15 protein-coding genes are annotated in these 20,599 nt (G+C 69.5%); 6 read left to right on the top strand and 9 right to left on the bottom strand.

All coding sequences use genetic code 11. The annotated features are described in order from the left end of the window. Nucleotides 1-236: 236 nt before the first annotated feature. The 3 genes from MKL11_RS14190 to MKL11_RS14180 all read right to left on the bottom strand — a co-directional run bounded on the left by MKL11_RS14190 (nucleotide 237) and on the right by MKL11_RS14180 (nucleotide 4,035). A complete protein-coding gene (locus MKL11_RS14190) occupies nucleotides 237-1,340 on the bottom strand; it encodes a branched-chain amino acid aminotransferase (protein ID WP_279600477.1) in 1,104 nt (367 codons plus the stop codon). Between the two features lie 191 nt (nucleotides 1,341-1,531). Continuing rightward, nucleotides 1,532-3,385: an ABC transporter ATP-binding protein gene (locus tag MKL11_RS14185; RefSeq protein ID WP_243944554.1), complete on the bottom strand. Its 1,854-nt coding sequence runs from the start codon at nucleotides 3,383-3,385 to the stop codon at nucleotides 1,532-1,534. A 128-nt stretch (nucleotides 3,386-3,513) separates the two neighbouring features. Beyond that, the gene (locus MKL11_RS14180; RefSeq protein WP_243944716.1) at nucleotides 3,514-4,035 is read right to left on the bottom strand and encodes a Spy/CpxP family protein refolding chaperone; all 522 of its coding nucleotides are present in this window, start codon (nucleotides 4,033-4,035) and stop codon (nucleotides 3,514-3,516) included. A gap of 147 nt (nucleotides 4,036-4,182) precedes the next feature. On the opposite strand from MKL11_RS14180, the gene MKL11_RS14175 reads away from it, so the two are divergent. The 4 genes from MKL11_RS14175 (at nucleotide 4,183) to MKL11_RS14160 (ending at nucleotide 9,419) form a co-directional block, all read left to right on the top strand. Further along, nucleotides 4,183-5,121 (top strand): metal ABC transporter substrate-binding protein, encoded by a 939-nt coding sequence (locus tag MKL11_RS14175; RefSeq protein WP_243944552.1) that lies wholly within the window; start codon nucleotides 4,183-4,185, stop codon nucleotides 5,119-5,121. 218 nt (nucleotides 5,122-5,339) lie between these two features. Continuing rightward, complete coding sequence (locus tag MKL11_RS14170) at nucleotides 5,340-7,076, top strand: heparinase II/III family protein (protein ID WP_243944549.1); 1,737 nt, start codon at nucleotides 5,340-5,342, stop codon at nucleotides 7,074-7,076. A gap of 68 nt (nucleotides 7,077-7,144) precedes the next feature. Then, nucleotides 7,145-8,743, top strand: coding sequence for a bifunctional phosphoribosylaminoimidazolecarboxamide formyltransferase/IMP cyclohydrolase (gene purH, locus MKL11_RS14165; RefSeq protein WP_243944547.1), 1,599 nt, complete (start codon nucleotides 7,145-7,147; stop codon nucleotides 8,741-8,743). Nucleotides 8,744-9,179: 436 nt separating this feature from the next. Next, nucleotides 9,180-9,419: a hypothetical protein gene (locus MKL11_RS14160; protein ID WP_243944545.1), complete on the top strand. Its 240-nt coding sequence runs from the start codon at nucleotides 9,180-9,182 to the stop codon at nucleotides 9,417-9,419. Here MKL11_RS14160 and MKL11_RS14155 read toward each other — a convergent pair. From MKL11_RS14155 to MKL11_RS14130, 6 genes are all read right to left on the bottom strand, one after another. Continuing rightward, nucleotides 9,411-9,551 (bottom strand): hypothetical protein, encoded by a 141-nt coding sequence (locus tag MKL11_RS14155; RefSeq protein WP_243944542.1) that lies wholly within the window; start codon nucleotides 9,549-9,551, stop codon nucleotides 9,411-9,413. The genes MKL11_RS14160 and MKL11_RS14155 overlap by 9 nt on opposite strands. A 513-nt stretch (nucleotides 9,552-10,064) precedes the next feature. Beyond that, on the bottom strand, nucleotides 10,065-11,747 hold the full coding sequence (locus MKL11_RS14150; RefSeq protein WP_409565859.1) for an MFS transporter: 1,683 nt from the start codon (nucleotides 11,745-11,747) through the stop codon (nucleotides 10,065-10,067). Between the two features lie 232 nt (nucleotides 11,748-11,979). Continuing rightward, on the bottom strand, nucleotides 11,980-13,662 hold the full coding sequence (locus MKL11_RS14145; RefSeq protein ID WP_243944540.1) for a cation acetate symporter: 1,683 nt from the start codon (nucleotides 13,660-13,662) through the stop codon (nucleotides 11,980-11,982). Further along, nucleotides 13,659-14,033, bottom strand: a complete 375-nt coding sequence (locus tag MKL11_RS14140) for a DUF485 domain-containing protein (RefSeq protein ID WP_243944538.1) — start codon at nucleotides 14,031-14,033, stop codon at nucleotides 13,659-13,661. Before MKL11_RS14140 ends, MKL11_RS14145 begins: the two co-directional genes overlap by 4 nt. A gap of 124 nt (nucleotides 14,034-14,157) precedes the next feature. Next, complete coding sequence (gene acs / locus MKL11_RS14135) at nucleotides 14,158-16,104, bottom strand: acetate--CoA ligase (protein WP_243944536.1); 1,947 nt, start codon at nucleotides 16,102-16,104, stop codon at nucleotides 14,158-14,160. 268 nt (nucleotides 16,105-16,372) lie between these two features. Next, nucleotides 16,373-18,988: a PAS domain-containing sensor histidine kinase gene (locus MKL11_RS14130; RefSeq protein ID WP_243944534.1), complete on the bottom strand. Its 2,616-nt coding sequence runs from the start codon at nucleotides 18,986-18,988 to the stop codon at nucleotides 16,373-16,375. Between the two features lie 241 nt (nucleotides 18,989-19,229). Between MKL11_RS14130 and MKL11_RS14125 the strand changes: the two genes are divergently transcribed. Both MKL11_RS14125 and MKL11_RS14120 read left to right on the top strand, forming a co-directional pair. Further along, a complete protein-coding gene (locus tag MKL11_RS14125; RefSeq protein ID WP_243944532.1) occupies nucleotides 19,230-19,718 on the top strand; it encodes a phasin in 489 nt (162 codons plus the stop codon). A 185-nt stretch (nucleotides 19,719-19,903) separates the two neighbouring features. Further along, the gene (locus MKL11_RS14120; protein ID WP_243944530.1) at nucleotides 19,904-20,269 is read left to right on the top strand and encodes a hypothetical protein; all 366 of its coding nucleotides are present in this window, start codon (nucleotides 19,904-19,906) and stop codon (nucleotides 20,267-20,269) included. Nucleotides 20,270-20,599 lie beyond the last annotated feature (330 nt).

The raw sequence follows: 20,599 nt of genomic DNA, 5'->3' as shown, positions 1-20,599 counted from the left end.
CGCGTCTCCCTCCCCCCTCTGCGGGGGAGGGTGGCCCCTGCGTCAGCAGGGGTCGGGAGAGGGGCAGCGCGACAGTTCAGGACTTCACCCCCAGCGCGTTCTTTCCGGAAGCGGCGCTCCCCTCTCCCGTCCCGCTTCGCGGGCCACCCTCCCCCGCAGAGGGGAGAGGGACGGCGCCGCAGATCCGGACGAAGCACGCTGAGCAAACCGACCCCGCGACCCGCGGCGAAAAAACCCTAAAAGACCTTCTGGAACCAGCCGTGCGACTCCTGGGTCGTGCCACGCTGGATATCCACCAGCAGGCCGCGCAGCCGGCGGGCCACCGGGCCGGCCACCGCGTCGCCGATGGTGAAATTGTCTTCGCGGCCCTTCACCGTGCCGATCGGGGTGATCACCGCGGCGGTGCCGCAGGCGAAGGCCTCGGTGAGGCGCCCCGCCCGGACGTCGGCCCGCCAGGCATCGATCGTGTAGGGTTCTTCCCGGACGGTGAGCCCGGCCTCGCGGGCCAGGGTGATCACAGAATCGCGGGTGATGCCGGGCAGGATGCTGTCGGAGAGCGGCGGGGTCTGCAGCGAACCGTCCGCGAACACGAAGAACACGTTCATGCCGCCGAGCTCCTCGATATAGCGGCGCTCGGCCGCGTCGAGGAACACGACCTGCTCGCAGCCCTGGCTGGTGGCTTCGGCCTGCGCGGCGAGGCTGGCGGCGTAGTTGCCGCCGCATTTGGCCGCGCCTGTGCCCCCCGGCGCCGCGCGGGTGAAGTGCTCCGAGACCCAGACCGTGACCGTGCCGTTGGGATCCTTGAAGTAGGACCCCACCGCCGACGCGATGGTGATGAACAGGTATTCCGAGGCCGGCTTGACCCCCAGGAACGCCTCGTTGGCGATCATGAACGGCCGCAGGTACAGGCTGCCGTCGGGGGTGTCGGGGATCCAGGCGCGATCAACCTGTACCAGCTTGTGCATGGCCTCGACGAAGGCGTCCTCGGGGAACGGCGCCATCGCCATGCGCTCGGCCGATTGGCGGAAGCGGCGGGCATTGGCATCGGGGCGGAACAGGGCCGCGCCGCCGTCGGCGGTGCGATAGGCCTTGAGCCCCTCGAAGATCTCCTGCGCGTAATGTAGCACCGCGGCGGCAGGATCGAGCGGGATCGCCTCGCGCGCCTGGATCCGCGCATCGTGCCAGCCGCGACCGGCGGAGTATCGGGCCACCACCATGTGATCGGTGAACACCTTGCCGAAGCCCGGATTCTCCATCAGGGCGGCCCGCTCGGCGTCGGTCCGGCGGGCGGGATGGGCGTGGGTCTCGAACGTCAGGTCGCTCACGGGAAGGGTCCTCATAGACTTAAGCCCTTATGCCGCGCTCCGGCGGACGAATCTACGGAGCGTGCGCATGCCTATGGTGTCGCTGATGCCTTGTCGGCAGCTTGTGCCGCCGGCGCCTCAGGCTGCTGACTACGCGATTCACGCGTCGCCCTGCGACGTCCGCGACGCGCTCCCTCTCCCGCGCGGGAGAGGGTTGGGGTGAGAAATCAGGTTTCTCCGGAGAGGTCGCACCCCTCACCCTGTTCCCCTCCCGCACGAGAGAGGGGACCCGAGCCTCGTCCAGCACTGTGTGAATCCGTTCGCACGGGAGGCGGCGGGTCGGACAGCTGCAGCCGGTGCAGGCGGGCATAGGCACCGCCCGATGCGATCAGATCGTCGTGGCGGCCGGTCTCGATCACCCGGCCGGCCTCCATCACGGCGATCCGGTCGGCCTCCCGCACCGTCGAGAGGCGATGGGCGATCACCAGGGTGGTGCGGCCGCGCATCAGCCGGGTCAGCGCCTCCTGAACCAGGCGCTCGGATTCGGAATCGAGAGCCGAGGTCGCCTCGTCGAGGAGCAGGATCGGCGCATCCTTCAGAAAGGCCCGGGCCAGGGCGATCCGCTGCCGCTCGCCGCCGGACAGGCGGTTGCCGCCCGGGCCGACCCGGAACGCGTAGCCCTCCGGCAGGGCGGCGACGAAGTCGTGGGCCGCCGCGGCGCGCGCCGCAGCCTCGATCTCGGCCGGGCGCGCCCCGGGACGGCCGAAGCCGATATTGGCGGCGACCGTGTCGTCGAACAGAACCACCTCCTGCGAGACTACCGCGACGGCCGCGCGAAGCGAGGCGAGCGTCACGGCGCGCACGTCCTGCCCGTCGATCGTCACCCGGCCGGCGGTGACGTCGTAGAGCCGCGGCACGAGGTTGAGCAGCGAGGACTTTCCGGAGCCCGAGCGCCCGACGAGCGCGGTGGCGGCGCCGGCCGGAACGGTGAGGTCGATCCCCTCCAGGGCTGGCGCGTCCGGGCGGTAGCGGAACTGCACGCCCTCGAACCGGATCTCCCCGGCGGTGACGGTGAGCGGCGCCGCGCCGGGCGCCTCGCGAATCTGAGGGGCCTCGTCCATCACGTCGAAGTAACGCCGCAACGCCGCCGCCGCCTCCTGCAGGATGGCGTTAAGGTTGCCCAGAGCCCGGGCCGGCTGCGCGGCGAGCAGCAGGGCCGCGACGTAGCCGGTGAAATCGCCGACCGTCCGCTCGCCGGCCAGCACCCGCTGCCCGACCAGGACCAGCACGCCCGCCACCGCGATGCCGCCGCCCACCTCCAGCAGCGGATCGAGGCGCCCGCGAGCGTTGGCGGCCTTCATCTTGAGGCGCCGCACCTCGTCGAGCGCCTGGGCCGCCCGACCCTTGAGGTAGCCCTCCATCGCGTAGGTCTTGGCGACCCGGGCGCCCTGCAGGCTCTCCGAGATCAGGCTGGCGGTGGCGCCCATCTGCTCCTGGGTGGTGGTCGAGACCCGCCGGAGCTTCTTGCCGATCCGCCCGATCGGCCCGGCCACGAACGGCACGGTCAGGCCGGCCACGAGCGTCAGCACCGGGTCCATCCAGATCAGCGCCGCGACCAGCCCGATCAGCATGGCGATGTCGCGCAGCAGCACCGTGGAGATGCGGGTCAGCGCCTCCTTGATGAAGGCGAAGTCGGTGGTGAAGCGCTGAGTCAGCGCCGCCGGGCTCTCGCGGCCGAGCTGCGCCAGGTCGGATTCGATCAGGTGGCCATAGAGCGCCGCCTGCATGTCGGCCTCGACCCGGGTGACGACCCGGTTGGTCAGCACCGTCTGGCCGAAGAGCGAGAAGCCGCGCAAAGCCGTGACCACGATCACCACCAGCGGCCCGTAGGCGATCGCCGCCGCATCCTTGCGGTCGAAGGCGTCGAAGGCGGCCTTGATCAGCGCCGGGTACAGCCCGGTCGAGCCGCCCACCAGCGCGATCAGCACCAGTACCACGGCGAGCGTCGCGCGGTGGGGATAGAGCCAGGTACGCCACAGGCGGACGAGGAGGGGGAAGGTGTCGCCGGGGAGGCGCGCCATGGAGCTTACCGGTTCGAACCTGTCACCGGGCTCCCTGAGGCAAGCTTCCCTGAGGCAAAACGCGCGGCGGCAGCGGTTTGCAGCTGCCGCCGCCGCGGATCAAGTATTTTGGCGTCGTCGCCGGACCTTCAGTGGTCGTCGCCGCCCGGCCCGCGCTCGTCGTCGCGATGGTGATGCCAGCCGCCGTGACCATGGCGGCCCATCGGGCGGGCCAGGATCATCGCGCGCCGCTTCTGATCCGGGTCGAGGCTGGCGTAGAGCGGCTGCGAGGTGTCGGCGAGCTTGCGCAGGGCCTCGCCCCGGGCGGTCGTGGCATCCGCCATCGCCCGCAGGGCGGCCGGCGCGTCGTCGGACATCGACGGACGGTCGCGCATCGCTTCGCGGCGCTGCTGGCGCAGCTTGACCATGTCGCGGATCGCGGCCTCGACCGGCGGCCACAGCTTTTCCTGGTCGGGATTGAGCTTCAGGCCGGCATGCAGGGCGGCGATGCGGGCATCCGCGAAGGCGGCCCGATCCGCGGGGCTCAGGGCGCTCCAAGCCCCGTGCCCGCGAAAACCCTCGGGACCGCGGTCGCGCGCGGCGGCGGCGCCGACGAGGCCCAGGCCGAGGGCGCCGGTGACCAGAATGGCGGCTCTCAAACGTCGGGACATAGCACTCTCCATCTCACGCTCGGCCGCCGCGGCGATGACCCGGCGGCGACCCACGATGCGCATCAGGCGCTCACCGTGTATCCCGCTTGTGTATGTAACAGTGTTACATTACGGGCTCCGTGGCCCGGTGGATTAGGAGGACAACGCGTGCATGGAACGGTTCGGTTGGCGTGGCTCGCGAGCCTTGTCCTGGCGCTCGCCCTGTCGGCTCCGGCCCGGGCGGCTCCGGGGGGCGCACCGGTTCGGGCGGTGGCGAGCTTCTCGATCCTGGGCGATCTGGTGCGCGCCGTCGGCGGCCCGCATGTCGCGGTGACCGATCTGGTCGGCCCGGATTCCGACGTGCACGGCTTCAGCCCATCCCCGGCCGACGCCAAGAAACTCGCTACGGCCGACATCGTGTTCGTCAACGGCCTCGGGCTGGAAGGCTGGCTCGACCGGCTGATCCGGGCGTCCGGCACCCGCGCGCCGATCGTGGTCGCCTCCGCGGGGGTAAAGACGATCGCCGCCACCGACGATCACGATCACGCCGTCGGCCATCACGATCACGGCGACCACGTCATCGACCCGCATGCCTGGCAGAGCGTCGCCAACGTCCGGATCTACGTCACCAATATCCGCGACGGCCTGGCGAAGGTCGACCCGGTGCATGCGGACGCCTATCGGGCCGCCGCCGACTCTTACACGGCTCAGCTCGACGCCCTCGACCAAGCCGTGCGCAAAGCGGTGGAGAAAATCCCGCCGGAGAACCGCCGGATCATCACCACCCACGATGCGTTCGGCTACTTCGCCGCCACCTACGGCCTGCGCTTCATCGCCCCCCAGGGCGTGTCCACCGACAGCGAGGCCAGCCCGCGGGACGTCGCGGCGATCATCCGGCAGATCCGCCAGGACAAGGTGCCGGCGGTGTTTTTGGAGAACATCAGCGACCCGCGCCAGATGGCGCTGATCGCCCGCGAGGGCGGCGCCCGGATCGGCGGCAAGGTCTATTCCGACGCCCTGTCGGGTCCGGGCGGCCCAGCCGCGACCTATCTCGACATGATGCGCTCGAACCTGCAGGCGTTCGACGCGGCCCTGGCTCCCAACTGAGCGACCGCATGCCCGGCCTGCCTCGGCCGTCTCAACCGGAACGTGCGTAAATCCGCATTCTTTCCCGCCATGGGAATGACATAGCGTAAACCGCCGGTTAAGAGGCCGCCTCTACTCTGAAACGAAACGGGTGCCAGCCGATCCTCGTACCCGAGGGCTCGGGCCCTTGGGGCCTGGCGAGATCGCGCGGCTCGGAGATCGCGTGGCTGGAATATCGCGTGGCTTGGGGGCCTGACCGCTGGCGCTTCTATCGGCTCGTGGCGCGCGAGACCGTGCGGACCTTCCGTGCCGTCGGCGCCAGCCTCACTGCCCCGCCCGACATCCTGGCGCGGATGCGGGTGACCGGGCTCGTGATCGCGCCGCAGGATCTGCGCACCTCCGACGCGACGTTTGCGGACGACATCTATGCCGGCCTGTTCGTGTTCGCCGGCCGCTCGCTGGCGGCGAGCGGCGGCTCGCCCTTCGACTACGCCGCGCCTTCGCCGGAATGGGCCGATGAGCTCTACGGCTTCGGCTGGCTGCGCCATCTCCGGGCGGCCGACACGGCGCTGGCCCGGGCCAATGCCCGCGCCTTCGTGGCGGATTTCATCGGCGGACGGGGTGATCCGGCGCTCGCCCGGCATACACCGGTGGCGGCGCGGCGGCTGATCTCGTTCCTGTGCCAGTCGCCCCTGGTGCTCGAGGGCGCCGACCACGGCTTCTACCAGAATTTCTTGAAGGCCATCGCCCGCAACGCCCAGCAGCTGGAGCGCGACCTGCGCCGGGGCGTGCCGCCGCAATGGCGCCTGAACGCGGCCGTGGCGCTCTGCTATGCCGGCCTGTGCTGCGACGGCATCCAGCCGATCCTGCGCCGGGCCACCCGGATCCTGTCGCGCGAGCTCGACCGCCAGATCCTCACGGATGGCGGCCATCGCTCCCGCGACCCGCGCTTCGCCATGGAGCTGCTCCTCGACCTCCTGCCTCTGCGCCAGAGCTATCTCAGCCGCAGCGTCGAGCCGCCGGCGGCGCTGCTGCGGGCGGTGGACCGGATGCTGCCGCTGCTGCGGCTGCTGCGCCACCCGGACGCCTCGCTCAGCCATTTCAACGGCATGGGCGCCACCGACGCCGACCATCTCGCGACGCTGCTGGTCTATGACGGCGCGCTCGCCCGGCCGATGATGCACGCGCCGAATTCCGGCTACGAACGGCTGGAGGGCGGCCGGGTCATCGTGGTCGCCGATGTCGGCAAGAGCCCGCCGCTGCCGTTTTCGCTGAACGCCGGGGCGGGCTGCCTCGCCTTCGAGATGTCGAGCGGCCCGCAGCGGATCGTGGTCAATTGCGGGCTGCCGGCCAGCGGGCCGGACCTGCGCCTGCTGGCTCGCTCCACGCCGGCCCATTCGACGGCCAGCGTCGCCGACGCCTCCTCCTGCCGGTTCCTCACCGCCACCGGCTGGTGGGGCGAGCGCCTGATGGCCGAGTGGCTGATCCGACGGCGCGGCGCCGTGGTCCTGCGCGGCCCCGCCGCGGTCGCGGCCGAGCGGGTGGAGGAGGCCGGCAGCACCGTCCTCGCCGCCCGGCACGACGGCTACGCGCCCGAATTCGGCATCGTCCACGAGCGGCGCTGGCAGCTCTCTCCCGCGGATGCACGGCTCGAAGGCCGCGACGCCTTCCTGCGTCAGGGCAAGAGCCGGGTGCGCGGCCACGATGTGGCGATCCGCTTCCACCTGCATCCCGGCATCGCCGTGCGCGGCGTGGCCGAGGGGCTCGAACTCGCCTCCGCGCTCGGCGAGATCTGGGTGTTCCGGGCGGAGGGCGCCGAGATCGCCATCGAGGAGAGCGTCTACTTCTCCGGCCTCACCGGACCGCGCCGCACCGACCAGATCGTGCTGCATCTGCGCGTCTCCGACGATGTCGAGGTGCGCTGGAGCTTCGCGCGCCTGGCCTCGGCACCGATGCGGGGCGCGACCGCGCCCTGATCCCCGCTGGCCCCGCGCCCCGGTTCCATGCTACCGCGCGCCGAAATCTCAAGGTTCGGCAAGCAGCTATGGCGCACGATCAGGTGCGGGTCTCCCGCGCGCTCCTCTCGGTCTCGGACAAGACCGGCGTCGTGGACTTCGCCGAGGCGCTCGACGCCCGCGGCATCAGGCTGGTCTCGACCGGCGGCACCCATCGCGCCCTGCAGGAGGCCGGCCTTCCGGTCACCGAGGTCGCCGACCTGACCGGTTTCCCCGAGATGATGGACGGGCGGGTGAAGACCCTGCATCCGGCGGTCCACGGCGGGCTGCTCGCGATCCGCGACAACCCCGAGCACCAGGCCGCGCTCGCCGCCCACGGCATCGGGGCGATCGACCTGCTGGTGGTGAACCTCTACCCGTTCGAGGCGACGATCGCGGCCGACAAGCCGGAGGCCGACTGCATCGAGAACATCGATGTCGGGGGCCCGGCGATGATTCGCGCGGCCGCCAAGAACCACGCCGATGTCGCCGTCGTCACCGACGTCGCAGATTACGCCGCGGTGCTGGCGGCGCTGGAGCAGAACGGCGGCGCCATCGGGTCCGAGCTGCGCCGCGAACTGGCCCAGAAGGCGTTCGCCCGCACCGCCGCCTATGACGCCGCGATCGCCAACTGGATGGCGGTGCAGTTCGGTACCGAGACGCCGGGCCGGTTCCGGGCCTTCGGGGGCACGTTGGCGCAGAGCCTGCGCTACGGCGAGAACCCGCATCAGGCGGCCGCCTTCTACCGGGCGCCCGGCCAAGTGCGGGCCGGGGTGGCGACCGCGCGCCAGCTCCAGGGCAAGGAACTGTCCTACAACAACTTCAACGACACCGACGCCGCCTACGAATGCGTCGCCGAGTTCGACCCGGCCCGCGCCGCCGCGGTGGCGATCATCAAGCACGCCAATCCGTGCGGCGTGGCCGAGGGCGCGAGCCTGCTCGACGCCTACGAGCGGGCGCTGGCCTGCGACCCGACATCGGCCTTCGGCGGCATCGTCGCGCTCAACCGGACGCTGGACGCCGAGGCCGCCCGCAAGATCGTGGAGATCTTCACCGAGGTGATCATCGCCCCGGATGCGACCCCGGAGGCCGCCGCCATCGTCGCCGCCAAGAAGAACCTGCGCCTGCTGCTGGCCGGCAGCCTGCCCGACCCGCGGGCGCCCGGCGAGACCGTCCGCACCCTTTCCGGCGGCCTGCTGGTCCAAGGCCGCGACGCGGTGGTGGTCGACGACATGCCGCTCAAGGTCGTGACCAAGCGCGCGCCGAGCGCGGCCGAATCGGCCGACCTGCTGTTCGCCTACCGGGTCGCCAAGCACGTGAAGTCGAACGCCATCGTGTACGCCAAGGCCGGCGCCACCGTGGGGATCGGGGCCGGGCAGATGTCCCGGGTCGATTCGTCCCGCATCGCCGCCTGGAAGGCCGCCGAGGGCGCCAAGCGCTTAGGGCTCGCCGCGAGCCTGGCGGTCGGGTCCGTGGTCGCCTCGGACGCGTTCTTCCCGTTCGCCGACGGCCTGCTGGCCGCCGCTGAGGCGGGCGCGACCGCGGTGATCCAGCCGGGCGGCTCGATGCGCGACGCCGAGGTGATCGCGGCCGCCGACGAGGCGGGGCTGGCCATGGTGTTCACCGGGCACCGCCACTTCCGGCACTGACGCCGGACCGCCCCGGCCGTTCGGCCGGGCCTCGGCGCGGCGTTAACGCTCTGCGGAAAAACGCTCGCGCGCGCGCCGCCGCACGGACACCCGGACACGTGTGCCGGGGTTCGGCGATGGATCTATTGGCGATGCATCGACTACCCATCGCCCAGTCTCGCAACATCGATTTTGCAAAACCAAATAACCGATAGGCAAACGCGTCGTATTTGAAGCGATTTGATCCGGATCTATGTGGGGCTTGATATTTCACTGCCTGCACGGCATGTAAAACGTGTGGTTCGACGGAGCTTTGTCGTCGGATCGCGCGATCTGCTGGTGGATCGCGGGTGCGGTGCCCGTGGCATAAGGCTTCGGAGCCCCTTTTCGGGGATGTTGTTTCAGCGTCGTAGGCCGAAACAACCTTGAGCCAGGTGACGCGATGTTACTCGCTGTAGTGCTGTTCGTGATCGGAATACTGATCGGCTGGTCTTACACCATGCTGGTCATGATCGCGACATCGGTTCTGATCCTGGTCGGCGCGGTGATCCTGTTCGCGTTCGGCCCGGGGCTCGACATGCTCCACGGCCTGATCGTGCTGGGCTATCTCACCGCGCACCAGTCCGGATACCTGCTCGGCGCGTATTGCAGCGGTTGTTACGACGATAAACGCAACCGGCAGTCGCCGTTACCATAGCCAGATCGGGCCGCCGGCGACCGTGGAGATTGCGATCCAGACGGCAATCATCGTGATGTTGGCGCCGATAACCAGAGATAGAGGCGGCTTGCTGCCGCTCTTCCGACGAAACTGCATCAAGGCGTCGTTCACGTTTGATTTCCTGTCGGGCAGTAAATTGTTTCGAAGACGGTCGAGGCCAGTTATCGGTTCCGCCGGAACTGTTTTTTGATCGGCAACAAGTGGTTGTCGGAGTACAACCTGTATGTTTGTATCGACTGATTTCGGTTCTGCCCGTACCATTGGACAAGAAATAATAATAGCCTCCGGGCACCAGAATCGCGGGGGAATGTCAATCTTTGGCCGGCCATCGCTTCACACTGACGCAGAATCGCCTTTGGGTCGGCAACACAGCCGTATCGGTGTTGGCGGCCTGCCTGCGTGATGAAGCGCACCTGAGGCGCGAATGCCCCGTGTGACGAACGTTGGCGCTGGATCCGGGCACCGAATCGGCGCCCGCCGCCATCGCTGCGCGCGCGGCGATGGTCGGCCCGACCCGAACCCGGATCGCCTGTCCGTCCATCTCGACGCGGCACGGCGGAAACAAAAACACCCGGACCGCGCGGGCGGCTCGGGTGTCGTCACCGGGAAGCGGTCGCGGCGTGCTCAGGTGTCGGCGAAGATGTCGCGATCCTTGGTCTCAGGTACGAAGATCAGCCCGATGATCACCGTCGCGACCGCGATGACGATCGGGTACCAGAGGCCGTAATAGATATCCCCGGTCTGAGCCACCATGGCGAAGGCGGTGGCCGGCAGCAGGCCGCCGAACCACCCGTTGCCGATATGGTAGGGCAGGGACATCGACGTGTATCGGATCCGGGTCGGGAACAACTCCACCAGCATCGCGGCGATCGGGCCGTAGACCATCGTGACGAACAGCACGAGGATGAACAGCAGGCCGATCACCTGGGCGACCTGCGGCCGGACCACGTCGAACGGGTTCGCCATCCTGACGATCCCGGGATCGCCGGCTTTCGGATAGCCCGCCGCCTGGAGCGCCGCGGTCACGGCCGCGTTGGCCTCGGGCGCGCCGCCTTGCGGATAGGCGATCGCGGTGTCGTTCACCCGGATCACCGTGGGCTGGCCGGGGGCGCCCGGCGCGGTGTCGTACTTCACCGAGGATTTCGACAGGAAGTCGCGGGCGAGGTCGCAGGGCGCTGAGAACACCCGCGTTCCGACCGGGTTGAACAGGGTGCCGCAGGCGGCCGGATCGGCCGTGACGGTGACCTTCACGGTCTCGATCGCGGCTTGGAGCTTCGGGTTGGCGGTGGCGGTGATGCCCTTGAAGATCGGGAAGAACGTCGCCGCCGCGATCGCGCAGCCCGCCAGGATGATGACCTTGCGGCCGATCCTGTCCGACAGCCAGCCGAACAGCACGAACAGGCCGGTGCCGAGCAGCAGCGACCACGCGATCAGCAGGTTCGCGGTGTAGCCGTCGACATTCAGGATCGATTGCAGGAAGAACAGCGCGTAGAACTGGCCCGTGTACCAGACTACCCCCTGACCGGCGACGAGGCCGAACAGGGCGATGACCGCGAACTTGGCGTTCTTCCACTCACCGAACGCCTCTGTGAGCGGTGCCTTCGAGGTCTTGCCCGCGTCCTTCATCTTCTGGAAGGCCGGCGACTCCGAGAGCTGCAGGCGGATCCACACGGAGATGCCGAGCAGCAGCACCGAGACCAGGAACGGGATCCGCCAGCCCCATTCGGCGAAGGCCGCCTCTCCGGTGAAGCTCCGGGTCGCCAGGATCACCAGCAGCGACAGGAACAGGCCCAGCGTCGCCGTGGTCTGGATCCAGCTCGTGTAGAAGCCGCGCCGTCCGTTGGGCGCGTGTTCGGCCACGTAGGTCGCCGCGCCGCCATACTCGCCGCCGAGCGCAAGCCCCTGGGCCAGCCGCAGACCGATCAGGAGGATCGGCGCCGCGATCCCGATGGTGGCGGCGTTGGGCAGCGTGCCGACGATGAAGGTCGACAGGCCCATGATCAGAATCGTGACCAGGAAGGTGTATTTGCGCCCGACGAGGTCGCCGATCCGGCCGAACACCAGGGCGCCGAACGGCCTCACGATGAAGCCGGCGGCGAAGGCGAGCAGCGCGAAGATGTCCCGGGTCGCGGGCGGGTAGGCCGAGAAGAACTGGGCGCCGATGATCGCCGCGAGCGAGCCGTAGAGGTAGAAATCGTACCACTCGAACACGGTGCCGAGCGAGGACGCGAAGATCACCCGCTTCTCGGCCGAACTCATCGGCCTCGCGGCGTCTTCCGTCCGCGGGATCGCACCTGCCACGGCCATGATCCGGTCCCTCTCAGACGAAGCATGCGCGACCGGGGGCGTCGGCCGTCGCCCCTCGGATTGCGGGCCCCGCACGGCACGCAGATTACGTAGGCGTGACCGCTGGAATTGGGTGGGTCAATCGGCAATGCGGGCGGGAGGACCGTCATCAACATGGCGGCGTGCCGATCCTGAAACGACGAAGGGCGCGGCTCGCGCCGCGCCCCCCGGTTCTCGCCAATAACCCGCGGGCTCAGTGGGCGTGCGCGCCCACCGCGCCGATGCCGGTCTCGGAGCGCACGAACTGCGCCTCGAAGGCGGCGCGCTCGCGTTGCGCCTTGCGGGACTGGTCGAGGCTCGACACGGCCCAGATGGTCACGAAGGCCAGCGGCATCGAGAACAGAGCCGGGTTGTCGTAGGGGAAGATCGCCGCGGCGTTGCCGAACGTCACCACCCAGACCGCCTTGGACAGCACCACCATCCCGACCGCCGAAATCAGGCCGACGAGGCCGCCCGCCAGCGCCCCCCAGGTGGTGGTGCCGCGCCACAGGATCGACATGGCCAGCACCGGGAAGTTGCAGCTCGCCGCCACCGAGAAGGCCAGCCCGACCATGAAGGCGACGTTCTGGTTCTCGAACACGTAGCCGAGATAGATCGCCACGATCCCGATCACCACGGCCGAGATCTTCGACAGGTTGACCTCGTGCTTCTCGGTGGTGCGCCCGCGGGCGATCACCTGGGCGTAGAGGTCGTGGCTGACCGCCGAGGCGCCCGCCAGCGTCAGGCCCGCCACCACCGCCAGGATGGTCGCGAACGCCACCGCCGAGATGAACCCGAGGAAGTACGGGCCGCCGACCGCGTTGGCGAGGTTGACGGCGACCATGTTGGTGCCGCCGATCATGTCTTTCAGCTTGTCGAAGGTGCCGGCTGCGCCGAGCTTGAAGTAGCTCGGATCCGACATCAGCAGGGCGATGCCGCCGAAGCCGATGATGAACGTGAGGATGTAGAAGTAGCCGATCAGGCCGGTGGCATAGAACACCGACTTGCGCGCCGCCTGCGCGTCCGAGACCGTGAAGAACCGCATCAGGATATGCGGCAGGCCGGCGGTGCCGAACATCAGGCCGACGCCGAGCGAGATCGCCTCGACCGGGTTCGAGACCAGGCCGCCGGGCGCCATGATGGCGTCGCCCTTCGGGTGGACCTGCACCGAGGCGGCAAACAGCGTCTCCGGGTTGAAGCCGTACTTGAACAGCACGGCGCCGGCCATGAAGGTCGCGCCGCCCAGAAGCAGGCAGGCCTTGATCACCTGGACCCAGGTGGTCGCCTTCATGCCGCCGAAGGCGACGTAGACAATCATCAGCACGCCGACGATCACCACGGCGTAGAGGTAGGGCAGACCGAACAGGAGCTGGATCAGCTTGCCGGCGCCGACCATCTGGGCGATCAGGTAGAACGCCACCACCACCAGGGTGCCCACCGCCGAGATGATGCGGATCGCGGTCTGGTCGAGGCGGAAGCTCGCCACGTCGGCGAAGGTGAACTTGCCGAGGTTGCGCAGGCGTTCGGCGATCAGGAACAGCACGATCGGCCAGCCGACCAGGAAGCCGGTGGAGTAGATCAGCCCGTCGAAGCCCGAGGTGTAGACCAGGCCCGAGATGCCGAGGAACGAGGCCGCCGACATGTAGTCGCCGGCGATCGCCAGGGCGTTGGTGCCGGCCGAGATGCCGCCGCCCGCGGCGTAGAAGTCGGCGGCCGACTTGGTGCCCTTGGCGGCCTTGTAGGTGATGCCGAGCGTCAGCAGCACGAAGAACAGGAACATGCCGATGGCCGGCCAGTTCGTGGCCGACTGCGTGACAGCGCCAAGGTCGGGGCCTGCGGCGTAGGCCGCGCAGGCCGTGATCGTGGCCAGCGTCAGGCCGAGGAGGATCCGGTTCATCGGCCGACGCTCCGCTTCAGGGCGTCGCTCAGGGCGTCGAAACGGGTGTTGGCCCGGGCCACGTAGATGCCGGTCAGCACGAAGGCGAACAGGATCACGAACACGCCCATGAATAGGCCGAGCGACGCGGTGCCGCCGCCGACCTTCACGGCCAAGAGCGATTTGTCGAAGGCGATCAGGCCGATGAAGCCGAAATAGACCACCAGCATCAGGATCGTCAGGATCAAGCCGAACCGGGTGCGCTCGGCGACGAGCTGCTTGAATTCCGGGGTCCGGACGATGCGGTCGATCTGCGGATCGACAGGCGCGCCGGCGGCGCGGGGTGAGGGGCGCGCGGTGCCCCCGCGAAGGCCGAGTGTCGAGCCGCTCATGGCGTGTTCCTCCCGCAAAGGCACTCCGGCCTTCCGGTTGTTCTTGAGACCGAGTTGCGTGGTTCTTGTTGGGGGCGGGCGCCGGACCGGCACCCGCCTCGTCGTTTCTTGGAGTTCGGACCGATCAGGGCCGGTTCTGCCGATTCTCGATCAGGTCATCGACCACTGCCGGCTCCGCCAGCGTCGAGGTGTCGCCGAGGGAGCCGAAATCGTCCTCGGCGATCTTGCGCAGGATGCGGCGCATGATCTTGCCCGAACGGGTCTTGGGCAGGCCGGGGGCGAACTGGATCAGGTCCGGCGAAGCGATCGGCCCGATATCCTTGCGGACCCAGGTCACCAGCTCCTTGCGCAGGGCATCGTCGCCTTCCTCGCCATCGTTGAGGGTGACGTAGGCGTAGATGCCCTGGCCCTTGACGGTGTGCGGATAGCCGACCACCGCGGCCTCGGCGACCTTCGGGTGGGCGACGAGGGAGGACTCGACCTCCGCGGTGCCCATCCGGTGGCCCGAGACGTTGATCACGTCGTCGACCCGGCCGGTGATCCAGTAATAGCCGTCCGCGTCGCGCCGCGCGCCGTCACCGGTGAAGTACTTGCCTGGATAGGTCGAGAAGTAGGTCTGCTCGAAGCGCTCGTGGTCGCCGTAAATCGTGCGCATCTGGCCGGGCCAGGAATCCGCGATGCAGAGGTTGCCTTCGCAGGGACCCTGCAGGACCTTGCCCTCGGCATCGACCATCTCGGGCTGCACGCCGAAGAACGGCCGCGTGGCCGAACCCGGCTTGAGGGCGGTGGCGCCCGGGAGCGGGGTGATCAGGATGCCGCCGGTCTCGGTCTGCCACCACGTGTCGACGATGGAGCAGCGGCCCTCGCCGACGACGTTGTAGTACCACTCCCAGGCTTCCGGGTTGATCGGCTCGCCCACCGAGCCGAGCACCCGCAGCGACTGGCGGGAGGTCTTCTTCACCGGCCCCTCGCCGCCGCCCATCAGCGAGCGGATCGCGGTCGGCGCGGTGTAGAAGATGTTGACCTTGTGCTTGTCGACCACGTCCCAGAACCGCGAGGTCGACGGATAGGTCGGGATGCCCTCGAACATCAGCGTGGTCGCGCCGTTGGCGAGCGGCCCGTACACGATGTAGCTGTGGCCCGTGACCCAGCCGACATCGGCCGTGCACCAGTACACCTCGCCCTCGCGGTAATCGAAGACGTATTGGTGGGTCATCGAGGCGTAGACCAGGTAGCCGCCGGTGGTGTGGACCACGCCTTTCGGCTGGCCGGTCGAGCCCGAGGTGTAGAGGATGAACAGCGGGTGCTCGGCCTCCACCGGCTCGGCGGGGCAATGGTCGGTGACCTGCTCGGCAGCCTCGTCGTAATAGACGTCGCGGCCCGGCTCCATGGCGACGCTGCCGCCGGTCCGGCGCACGACGATCACGTGCTCGACCAGGTCGGTCCCGATGCGCTTGATCGCCTCGTCGACATTGGCCTTCAGCGGCACCTTGCGGCCGCCGCGCAGGCCCTCGTCGGCGGTGATCACCACCTTGGACGTGCAGCCCTGGATGCGCGAGGCCAGCGAATCCGGCGAGAAGCCGCCGAACACGATGGCGTGGATCGCGCCGAGCCGGGCGCAGGCCAGCATCGCGTAGGCAGCTTCCGGAATCATCGGCATGTAGAGGGTGACGCGGTCGCCCTTGCCGACGCCGCGATTGCGCAGGACGTTGGCCATCCGGCAGACCTGCGCATGCAGTTCCCGGTAGGTGATGTGCTTGGCTTCGTCCGGATTGTCGCCTTCCCAGATGATCGCGGTCTGGTCGCCGCGGGTCTCCAGGTGCCGGTCGATGCAATTGTAGGCGACGTTGGTCTTACCGTCCTCGAACCACTTGATCGAGACCTTGCCAGGCTCGAAGCTGGTGTCCTTGATCTTGGTGAACGGCGTCATCCAGTCGATGCGCTTGCCGTGCTCACCCCAGAACGCGTCGGGATTGCTGACCGACGCCTCGTACATCTGCCGATATTTGGCGTCGTCGACGTGAGCACCCTCACGCCACGCGGCCTGAACTTCGACGACCTTGCCTTCCATGGCATTCCATCCCTGTTTGGTGCCCGATCGTATCGCGGCATCGGCCGCGCAGCCAGGACTTCCAAAGTAACGTAGCCTACATCGTGCGATGACGATATCGTCGCTCGCCCGCTTCAGCCGGGTCCAAGACCCGGAACTCAATTGGGCGCAATGTAAGGCTTGATTGAAGCCGGCTCGAAGCGCTGTCAAGCGGATCGCGGCGGCCGAACCGTCAGCCGCGGCCGGGTGTTTCCGAATACTTGCGCGATTGGTCGACCGCCCCCCGGTTTCACCCGTTCGCGGCGCGGCGCGTCGGCATGATGATCTCCACCAGCGTGCCGTCCTCCGCGCGCGCCGACAGTTGGAGACGCCCGCCATTGGCCTCGATCAGGGCGCGGGGCAGGGCCAGTTCGTCCTCGACATCACCGGCCGGCCCGGCGGCGGTCTGGGTCGCCCCGGCGCCGGTATCCCGCACCCGCAACGCCACCGCGGCGCTCTCGGTGGAGCCGGTCGAGACGATGACCTGGCCGCCGGCCGCGGAGCGCCGGATCGCGTGCTCGATGACCAGGCAGGCGGCGCGGCTCACCGAGCGCTCGTCCGCCTCGAGGTCGTCGAGATCGGTGGAGAAGCTCGTGCGCACCACGATCCGGCCGCGGGCGGCCTCGCCCTGCAGCCGCGCGACGCAGCCCGCCACCACGTCGTTGAGGGCGATCCGACGCGGATCGAGGCGCAGGGCGCCGGCCTCGATGGTGGCGAGGTCCAGGAGTTCGCCGACACGTTCCAGCATCAGCGCGCCCGAACTCTTGATCTGGGCGAGGCAGCCGCGATAGCGCACGTCCCCGAGGGCGCCGAACGGCTCCTTCAGCATCGCGTCGGCGAGCTCGACCATCCCGGTCAGCGGCCCCCGGAAGGCCCGGTCCAGGCGCGCCAAAGCCGTCTCGAGGCCCAAGGCGCGGGCCGGATGCGTCTCGGCGCTCGGCGCCGGCTCGTCCTGCACCGGTTCGGCCGGGGCGGCGCTCAGCACGGCGACCCGGCGCCCGTCCTCCCGGGCCGGCGAGACGCCGATGGTCAGCGCCCGACCCGCCACCGAGACCGGGCGCGGTTCCCGGGCCGCGCCGCGCAGGGCGTCGGCCACCGCCAGCACGCATTCCCGGTCGAACAGGGCGACGAAGCTGCCGCCGACGATCTCCCGGGGATCGCAGCCGAACAGCTCGGCAGCGGCCCGGTTCAGGGCCACGATCCGCCCGGCGCCGTCGAGGGTCAGGACCCCGGCCTCCAGGGCGTCGAGGGCCGCTTCGGCCGCAGCGGTCCGCTCCGCCTGCGCCGCGCGGGCCAGGCGCTCGGCCTTCAGTGCGCCCGCCGAATCGGCCTCGTCGATCGGGCGCAGGACCAGGCAGGTCGCCGGCCGACCCTCCCAGGTGCCGGCGCCGCCCATCACTTCGACCGCCCGGGCGCTGCCATCGGCGGTCTCGATCGCCGTCCGGCGCGCGGCGGGCTCGGGACCGTCCGGCTGGGGCAGGCCACGGAACAGCCGGTCGAGGCCGGCCTTGGTCAGCGCCGCAACGTCGGCGTAGCCGGTGATCTCGATCAGCGCCTGATTCGCCGCCAGGATCGCGCCGTCGCGATGCACCAGGGTCGGCAGGGGCAGCCCGGCGAGGAATTCTGCGTCGCCCGAGGCGGTGGCGGTGGCGGTGGCCTCGCGGGGCTCGGGGGTGCCGGGATGCGTGCCGGGGAACGGCATGACCGCGCCACCGCCCTCGGAGCGCGGGGCCGGCGATTCGGTGGAAGCGTCGTCGCCGGCATAGCGGGCGCCGAGCGCGCGGGCGATCTCCCGGAAGGCGGCATGCTCGTCGGTCGACAGGGACGGCTCGGTCGGCCGCTGCTCGACGATCGCGGCCGGGGGCTCCGGCTCGACCGGCGGCGGCGCGGCCTCGGCGGCCCTCGCCGCCGCTGAGGCGACCGGTTTCGGGTCAGGGACCGCACCGGACTCACGGTTCTGCGCCGGCTCCGCATGTGGCGCGACCGAAGCCGGTTCCATAGGCGCGTCGGGCGTCTGCGCGGTTTCAGACGGCGCTTCCAGGATCGGCTTTGGCTCGATCGTCGCGACTGGTTCCGGCGCCGGCGGCCGAGCGGCGGCCGGCACGCTGCGCACCAGGCCGAATCCGCCGAAGCCGGAAAACGCCGCATCCCCCCGGCCCAGCGGTGCGCCGGACAATTCCACTTGGAACGGGCCGTCTCCGAGGTCCAGGCAGGCCGGCTCGGCGCGGAACGTGCTCCGGTCGTGCAGGGCCGCGAACATGCCGTCGGCGCCGGTGATTCGGCCGGTCTCGGCCAGATCCTGCCACCGCTGGCCCACCAGGCCGGCCAAGCCCTCGGATCCGCTCAGCGTGGTCAACGCGCCGGCGGCATCGCTGCGCCACAGAAACCGGTCGCCCTTGTTCAGAGTCGCCGCCTGCGCGGGCGCGGCGACGGGCGCTGCCTCGCCCACCGGCGCCACGGCAGGGGCCGTCCGCGCGCGCGGCAGCTTCACCGGTGTCGTCGCGACCACCAGAAAGACCACCCGGCCGTCGTCGCGCGCGCCCTTGGCCACGAGGCACAGCGCGGGCGGGGCGATCCGCCTCGCATCCAGTGGCAGGCGGGCGAGTCGGGGCGCCGAATCCTGAGGATTGGCCCGGGCGACGTCTCGGGCGACGACCTGCAGGTCGGCAGTCGCCAGCGCGGCGCAGACGGCCAGTCCCGCCGGCGAGGCGAGCAGCACCCGTCCGTCGCCGGCATCGATCACGAACGAGACGGTGTTCCCGTCGGCCAGGGCGGCGGCGAGGCTCGGCAGGCGTGCCCATTCCGCGAACGCGGCGGCGAGCGCGGCCTGTTCTGCCCCGGCGGTCGTCGTCAGTGTCGTCTGCAAAGCCCGCGACCTCGAACCCACACCCGTTCCCTCGTTCCCGGCCCGCTGTGCCCGAGAAACACGTGCAACCGTACCCCTATTGTAAAGGCACCTGCGTTGCGACGCTGGACTCTTGCGCCAACCGTCACACGTTTACGTCATGTCAACCTTAATGACCGCGGCGCGGGTGGCATATGGCGACGAATCAGATATTGTGCAGTGCACAAGGCGCCATCAACAGCCGAATTGAGAGGAGACGAATATGAGTAACCCCCCGAATTACGAAGTCCCGACCGAAATGCGCGATTTCGCCGAGAAGAGCGTCGAGCAGGCCCGGAAGGCGTTCGACAGCTTCATCGGTGCCGCCCGCCGCACCGCCGACACCGTTCAGGGCTCGGCCGAGGTCGCCCGCACCAACGCGCAGGACGTGTCCTCCCGCGGTTTCGAATACGCCGAGCAGAACGTGAACGCCGCGTTCGACCTGGCGCAGAAGCTCGTGCGCTCGCGCGACGTGCAGGAGGCGATGCAGCACCAGGCCGAGTTCGTGCGCAGCCAGTTCGCCGCCATCCAGGCTCAGGCGAAGGAGTTCAGCGGCATTGCCCAGAGCGCGATGCAGCAGGGCGCCGAGCGGGCCAAGTCGGCGATGCAGCAGAGCGCCGACGAAACGCGCAAGGCCATGGAGCAGGGCCAGGATGCCGCCCGGCAGGCGGGTCAGAACGTCCAGGACGCCGCCGACCGCTCGACGCACTGACGCCTGAGCGCCAGAGATCGCACCAGCGGCCCGCTCCCGGTTTCGGGTGGCGGGCCGTCTCGTTTTCGCCGGTATTGGCATCGAGAGCCGTTCCCGATGATGCCGTCCGCCGACGCCGAACCGGTATCGGCGGCGAGCACTCCAGAGCAGGCCTCAAGCGCCTGCGTCGCGCGAAAGGGTCAGGCATGCGCCTTCATTCACACGGCCGATCCGGACTGCGGGCCCCGTTCCGCCTCACCGTCGCTGCGCTGGCGTTCGCCGCCGCGCTCCCGGGCTCGGCCGCCCGGGCGCAGTATGGGGGCGGCTATGGCGGACCACCCCCGGGCTACGACGATCCGGGTTACGAGCGCGGCTACCGCCCGGCGCCCCGCCGCCGGGAGAGCCAGCCGGTCGGCCTCAATTGCGATGCCGTGCAGCAGGGGCTCACCGGGCCGAAGCCATTCTCCTGCCCGCTGCCGGGGCCGCGTCCGCTCGGCGTGCGCTGCTTCTGCGATCTGCCGATCGCCTCGTTCAGCCCGCCGCAGACCGCGGTCGGCCGCGTGGTGCCCTGACGGGCCTGGGGTCGCGGATTTGACGAGACCGTGCTGCTGATCTGGCCGATAAGAGGCGGCCGAAGCATCGCTTTCGGCTCGGCCGATGAGGTTTGGGTGAGCTGCTATCCGCTTAGGGGCCGCCGAAAGCGCAATTCCCCGGATGATATGAGCCCTCTCTTTCCATCGGGCGAGGACGCCCACGCCCCATTCAGGAGCGCGAGCCCATTCATGGCCGCACCAGCGTTCTTCTCATCAAGCTTCGAAGGGCAATTGATCCAAAGCCGCTCAGTCGCATGATGGTGAAGACAGCCTGATATCTAACCCATCGCCAGCGGCTCTATGGGGTTT

The sequence above is a fragment of the Methylobacterium sp. J-077 genome (assembly GCF_022829365.1).
Lineage (GTDB): Bacteria > Pseudomonadota > Alphaproteobacteria > Rhizobiales > Beijerinckiaceae > Methylobacterium.
This window is presented reverse-complemented; position numbering and strand designations above follow the sequence as displayed.

Excerpts from the sequence above, each read along its gene's own strand:
- acs (WP_243944536.1), bottom strand. The coding sequence starts at position 16,104 with ATGGAAGGCAAGGTCGTCGAAGTTCAGGCCGCGTGGCGTGAGGGTGCT.
- MKL11_RS14145 (WP_243944540.1), bottom strand. The coding sequence starts at position 13,662 with ATGAACCGGATCCTCCTCGGCCTGACGCTGGCCACGATCACGGCCTGC.
- purH (WP_243944547.1), top strand. The coding sequence starts at position 7,145 with ATGGCGCACGATCAGGTGCGGGTCTCCCGCGCGCTCCTCTCGGTCTCG.
- MKL11_RS14150 (WP_409565859.1), bottom strand. The coding sequence starts at position 11,747 with ATGGCCGTGGCAGGTGCGATCCCGCGGACGGAAGACGCCGCGAGGCCG.
- MKL11_RS14125 (WP_243944532.1), top strand. The coding sequence starts at position 19,230 with ATGAGTAACCCCCCGAATTACGAAGTCCCGACCGAAATGCGCGATTTC.
- MKL11_RS14185 (WP_243944554.1), bottom strand. The coding sequence starts at position 3,385 with ATGGCGCGCCTCCCCGGCGACACCTTCCCCCTCCTCGTCCGCCTGTGG.
- MKL11_RS14120 (WP_243944530.1), top strand. The coding sequence starts at position 19,904 with ATGCGCCTTCATTCACACGGCCGATCCGGACTGCGGGCCCCGTTCCGC.
- MKL11_RS14180 (WP_243944716.1), bottom strand. The coding sequence starts at position 4,035 with ATGTCCCGACGTTTGAGAGCCGCCATTCTGGTCACCGGCGCCCTCGGC.
- MKL11_RS14190 (WP_279600477.1), bottom strand. The coding sequence starts at position 1,340 with ATGAGGACCCTTCCCGTGAGCGACCTGACGTTCGAGACCCACGCCCAT.
- MKL11_RS14140 (WP_243944538.1), bottom strand. The coding sequence starts at position 14,033 with ATGAGCGGCTCGACACTCGGCCTTCGCGGGGGCACCGCGCGCCCCTCA.